This is a genomic window from Cellulomonas sp. RIT-PI-Y (assembly GCF_025642745.1).
Lineage (GTDB): Bacteria > Actinomycetota > Actinomycetes > Actinomycetales > Cellulomonadaceae > Cellulomonas.
The window spans coordinates 1-5,064 of record NZ_JANZKP010000089.1 but is presented as its reverse complement, the minus strand read 5'-3'; the positions used below and the strand labels follow the sequence as shown (position 1 = coordinate 5,064).

Annotated in this window: 5 protein-coding genes; all 5 read right to left on the bottom strand. The window is 73.2% G+C overall.

Going from position 1 to position 5,064, the window contains the following annotated elements:
• Positions 1-219: 219 nt before the first annotated feature.
• The 5 genes from OGL89_RS16675 to OGL89_RS16655 all read right to left on the bottom strand — a co-directional run bounded on the left by OGL89_RS16675 (position 220) and on the right by OGL89_RS16655 (position 4,976).
• Positions 220-1,479 carry an ABC transporter substrate-binding protein gene (locus tag OGL89_RS16675; RefSeq protein ID WP_263121297.1) on the bottom strand — a complete coding sequence of 420 codons (1,260 nt, stop codon included), beginning with the start codon at positions 1,477-1,479 and terminating at the stop codon, positions 220-222.
• Between the two features lie 210 nt (positions 1,480-1,689).
• Entirely contained in the window at positions 1,690-2,313 is a 624-nt protein-coding gene (locus OGL89_RS16670) for a response regulator (RefSeq protein ID WP_263121298.1), read from the bottom strand.
• Positions 2,314-2,452: 139 nt separating this feature from the next.
• The gene (locus OGL89_RS16665; RefSeq protein ID WP_263121296.1) at positions 2,453-3,016 is read right to left on the bottom strand and encodes a YdeI/OmpD-associated family protein; all 564 of its coding nucleotides are present in this window, start codon (positions 3,014-3,016) and stop codon (positions 2,453-2,455) included.
• A gap of 38 nt (positions 3,017-3,054) precedes the next feature.
• A complete protein-coding gene (locus OGL89_RS16660; RefSeq protein WP_263121295.1) occupies positions 3,055-3,762 on the bottom strand; it encodes a TetR/AcrR family transcriptional regulator in 708 nt (235 codons plus the stop codon).
• On the bottom strand, positions 3,759-4,976 hold the full coding sequence (locus tag OGL89_RS16655) for an amidohydrolase family protein (RefSeq protein WP_263121294.1): 1,218 nt from the start codon (positions 4,974-4,976) through the stop codon (positions 3,759-3,761). The genes OGL89_RS16660 and OGL89_RS16655 overlap by 4 nt, the downstream gene beginning before the upstream one ends.
• Positions 4,977-5,064 lie beyond the last annotated feature (88 nt).

Here is a 5,064-nt window from a genome sequence, read left to right as displayed (position 1 = left end):
GCGACGGTCCGTGGCTTCTCGACGCCGGAGTCGTGCGCGGGCGGGCTGGGCGACGCAGGGCAGCGCAGGAGGACGACACGGGGCCGCGCCGGCGCGAGCGCGCACGCAGACGGGCCCGGCGCGGCGCGAGCGCAACACACAGAGCGGAGCGGCACGGCACGAGCGCACGGACGGGCCCGGGGCGTACGCCCCGGGCCCGTCCGTCGTGCGGTCAGCGGGTCACTCGCCGACGGTGCCCTCCACCGCCTTGACCCAGACGTTCTTGTTGTCGGCGCCGTACTGGTAGACCCCGATGAACGCGGACGACGGGTCGTTGTCCTCGTTGAACGGGCCGATACCGGCCTGACCGACGTACTGGATGTCCGAGCCGTCCTCGATCAGGGCGACGCAGTCGCTGAACGTCTTGCACTCCTCGCCGCCGTCCGCGCCGGAGACCGCCGCCATGTTGGCCTGGATCGTCGGGCCGTCGGTGGCACCGCCCTTCACCGCGGCCAGCGCGGCCAGGATGGTGGCGTCGTAGGACTCGGGACCGTAGGCGTAGTCGGAGAGGTTCGGGTCGACCTCCTTGAGCCGTGCCTGGAAGTCGTCGCTGGGGAACGCACCCGGGATGGTGCCCTGGGCGCCCTCCAGCGTGCCGGGCTCGAAGTCGGCCGAGTAGTCGGCGGTGTTCCCGTCCACCATGTAGATGGTCGACGGGTCGACGCCGGCCGCGACCAGCTCGGGGATGATCTGCTTGGTCTGCTCGAAGGCCAGCACCACCACGGCGTCCGGGTCCGTGGCCATCAGCGCCGTGACGTCGGTGGCGAAGGACGACGCCGCCGGGTCGAACTCCTGGCCGGAGTTGCCGTAGACGACGGTCGCGCCCGCGTCCTCGACGGTGGTCTTGACCACGTCGCGCAACGAGGTGCCGTAGTCGTCGTTGAACACCAGGATGCCGATGTTCGCGTGACCGTCCCCGGTGATCAGGTTGCCGAGCGCCGCGCCCTGCACGGTGTCCGGCGGGGCGGTGCGGAAGTAGTAGTCCGAGTAGCCGGACAGCGAGGTCGCGGTGTTCGCCGGGGAGATCTGGACGACCTCCGCACCGGTGATGTCGTCGATGACGTTCAGCGTGACCGAGGAGGAGGCGGCACCGATGATGACCTGCACGTCCTGGGACAGCAGGTCGGTCACGGACTGGGTCGCGACCTCGGCGTGGTCCGCGTCCGAGGAGTCGGCGTGCACCACCTCGACGTCGGAGCCGAGGACACCGCCGGCCTCGTTGATCTCCTGGACCGCCAGGTCGACACCGGCGACCTCGGGCGGACCGAGGTAGGCGAGGGTGCCCGTCTGCGGCAGCAGGGTGCCGACCACCAGCGGGCTGGCGTCGCCGGAACCGGTCTCACCGCCGGAACTGTCGTCGGAGCTGCTGCATGCGGTGAGCACGAGTGCGACGGCGCCGGCGAGGGCGGCCGCCTGGACGGCATGTGTCGTTCGAGTCATGCGGGTACCCCTGTCGTGAGGACGCCCGGCGGTGACGTCCGCCGGTCGAGTGGGCGCGACGCTATGCGTGACGTGTGTCACGCGTGTGTCCGCCGTGTCTCATCCAGGGTTGTTGCCGATTCGTGACGTGTCGCCCCGGGAACGCGCGAAGCCCGACCCGTCGGGTGGACGGGTCGGGCTCCGCGCTGAGCACCAGGGGTCAGGCGAGGGTCAGGAGGCGCCGCCGACCTGGTCGATCACGGCGTCCGCGACCTCACGCATGGTGAGACGACGGTCCATCGAGGTCTTCTGGATCCAGCGGAAGGACTCCGGCTCGGACAGGCCCATCTTGGTCATCAGCAGGCCCTTGGCCCGGTCCACCCGCTTGCGGGTCTCGAAGCGCTCGGCGAGGTCGGCGACCTCGGACTCCAGCGCGCTGATCTGCGCGTACCGGGAGATCGCGATCTCCACGGCGGGCAGCAGGTCGGCCGGGCTGAACGGCTTGACCACGTAGGCCATCGCACCGGCGTCGCGGGCACGCTCGACCAGCTCGGTCTGGGAGAAGGCGGTCAGCAGGACCACGGGGGCCAGATGGGCCTTGGCGATCCGCTCGGCCGCGGAGATGCCGTCGAGGACGGGCATCTTGACGTCCATCACGACGACGTCCGGCGTGAGCTCGGTGGCCAGCGCCACGGCCTGCTCGCCGTCGCCTGCCTCACCGACGACGTCGAAGCCGGCCTCGCGGAGCGTCTCGACGACGTCCATCCGGATCAGGGCCTCGTCCTCGGCGACGACGGCGCGGCGGGCCGGGCGGGCCTCCGGGTCGGCGGGCTTCTGCTCGGTCTTGGTGGGGATGTCGAGGTCCAGCGGTGCGACGTCCGTCTGCTCCGCGGCCTCGTTCGGGGTTGCGTCCTGGGTGCTCACGCTGAGGATTCTAGGTCCTCGGATCGCCCGGATGCCCGATTCCGCGGTTGTGAGAACGCGCACGGGCCGATCAGTCCGCGAGACGGGCCGTCCACCGGGCGATCCGGGCCGCCCGGGTGCGCGGTGTCACGGCGGTCACGACCTGGTGCAGGACCGAGTACCGCTCGGCGCGGGACAGCGCCGCGAAGGCCTCGGCGGCCCCCGGGACCGCGGCCAGGGAGTCGGTCAGGTCCTGCGGCACCTCGATGGTCGCCTGCCCGGCGTAGGCCCGGTCCCAGCGGCCGTCGGCCCGTGCGGCGGCGACCTCGGCCAGACCCGGCGATCGCATCCGCCCCGCGGCCGTGAGCCGGGCGATGTGCTCGACGTTCCGGGCCGACCACAGGCTCCGGGCCCGGCGCGGGGTGTAGCGCTGCAGGTAGGTGGTGTCGTCCCGGCCGAGTCGCTGGCCGTCGATCCAGCCGGAGCACAGCGCCTCGTCCAGCGCCTGCACGGCGGAGATGCTGGTCGGCGTGGTCGTGCCCTTCCTGGCGAGCAGCAGCCACACGCCGTCCGAGGTCGACTCGTGGACGTCCAGCCAGGCGCGCCAGGCGGCGACGTCGGGCAGGACCAGCGGGTCGTCCGTGGTGGCGGGCATGGGGACATGGTGCCGCGCCCGCGGCAGCGGGGCGACCGTCAGTCCTCGCCGGTCTCCGCCCGGAACCGCGCCGCCAGCGCCACCCCCGCGTCCACCGCCGCCGCGATCCCGGCCTCCGGCACGTGCACCAGCCGCAGGCAGCCGCGGACCACGGCCTCGGCGTACGCCACCCGGGAGCCGTCGTCCCCCCACTGCCGCTGGGCGATGATCCCCTCGACCAGCCCGAAGGCCAGCTCCAGGTCGGCGTCCGGCAGCCCTGCGGGGTCGACGCCCTGCCGGGCCAGGGTGGCGGCGGAGAGCTCGCGGTAGTGCCGACGCAGCGCGACCTGGCTCTCCCGGGTCTCGACGAACTCGGTCTCGGCGATGTCGAGCAGGCGGTAGACCACGTGCAGGTTCCACCGGTCACGGAGCAGGCCGTCCAGGTCGTACCGGGTGAGCGCGGCCAGGGCGACGGCGGGGTCGTCGGTGCGGTCCCGGAGCCAGGCGGCGCACTGCACCGACGGGGCGACCGTGCCCTTGAGCAGGGAGCGCAGGATCTGGCTCTTGTCCGGGAAGTGGTAGTACAGCGACGCCTGCTTGATGCCCACCGCGTCCGCGATCTGCCGGGTGGTGGTCTCGGTGTAGCCCTGGTCGCCGAACAACCGGGCGGCGGCGGCCAGGATCTCCTCCCGGGTGGACAGGCCGGAGTCGGTGCGCGGGACGGAACGGGGGCGTCCGCGGCGGCGCGGGGCGGACTCGGCGGTCATCGCAGCTCCTTGACGGCGCGGCCGTCCTGCACGACCAGGTCGATCCGGTCCGGGTCGGCGAGGGCGGCGATGTCGGTCAGCGGGTCGACCTCGGTCAGCACCAGGTCGGCGCGCAGGCCGGGGACGACGGAGCCGACCTGATCCTCCAGGCCGAGCATCCGGGCGGCCCCGGAGGTCCCCGCGACCAGGGCGGCCATCGGGGTCAGGCCGTGCTCGACCAACAGGGCGAGCTCGGTGAGGTTGGTGCCGTGCGGGGCGATCCCGGCGTCGGTGCCGAGCGCGACCGGGACCCCGGCGGTGAGGGCGGCGTGCAGGCGTTCGCTCGCCGCCTCCTTCATGGTGCGGCGCTTGGCGGCGACCCAGGGAGCCAGGCCGTCCGACAGCGGCCGGGTCAGGGTGGACAGCGTCGGCACCAGCCAGGTGCCGCGCTCCCCCATCAGGTCGATGGTGGCGTCGTCGATCTGGTAGCCGTGCTCGATGCTGCGCACCCCGGCGCGGACGGCGGCGGCGATCCCGGCCGCCCCCTGGGCGTGGGCGGCGACCCCGACCCCGCCGTGCCGGTCGGCCTCCTCGACCACCGCACGCAGCTCGGGTCCGGACAGGCCACCGGACTCGGGGTGGCTGGCGGGGCTGCCCATCCCGCCGGTCGCGGCGACCTTGACCCAGTCGGCACCCTGCCGCAGCACCTCGCGCACCGCCCGGACGAACTCGGCGGGCGAGTCGGCGATCGCCCCGGCGCCCGGACCGGTGTCCAGGGCGACGCCCTCGACGGTGCGCCAGTCGCCGTGACCGCCGGTGACGGACAGGATCCGGATCGCGATCCGCAGGCGCGGGCCGCGGATCAGGCCGAGCTCGACGGCGGAGCGGTAGCCGGAGTCGGCACCGGCCAGGTCGCGGACGGTGGTCACCCCGGCGTCCAGGGTGGCGGACAGGTGCGGCACCGACCGCAGGACGAACAGCGACTCCGGGGCCAGGACGTCCGCCATCGGGTCCTTGGCCGGCAACGTGCTCACGTGCACGTGGCAGTCCAGGAAGCCGGGCAGCAGCGTGCGCCCCCGCCCCTCGACCACCCGCAGGCGCTCGCCGGTGGGCAGGGTGCCGGTGGGGGCCACGGCGGAGATCAGGCCGTCGGCGACCAGGACGTCGACGCGCTCGCGCGGGTCCGCGCCGGTGCCGTCGATCAGACGGGTGTCTCGCAGCAGGAGGTCGGTCACACGGCTCAGGCTAGCGCATTACCTGTCACAGATAGATTTTACGTCCCGGCAACACGCGGACACTCCGCCGCAACGACTCGCGACTACT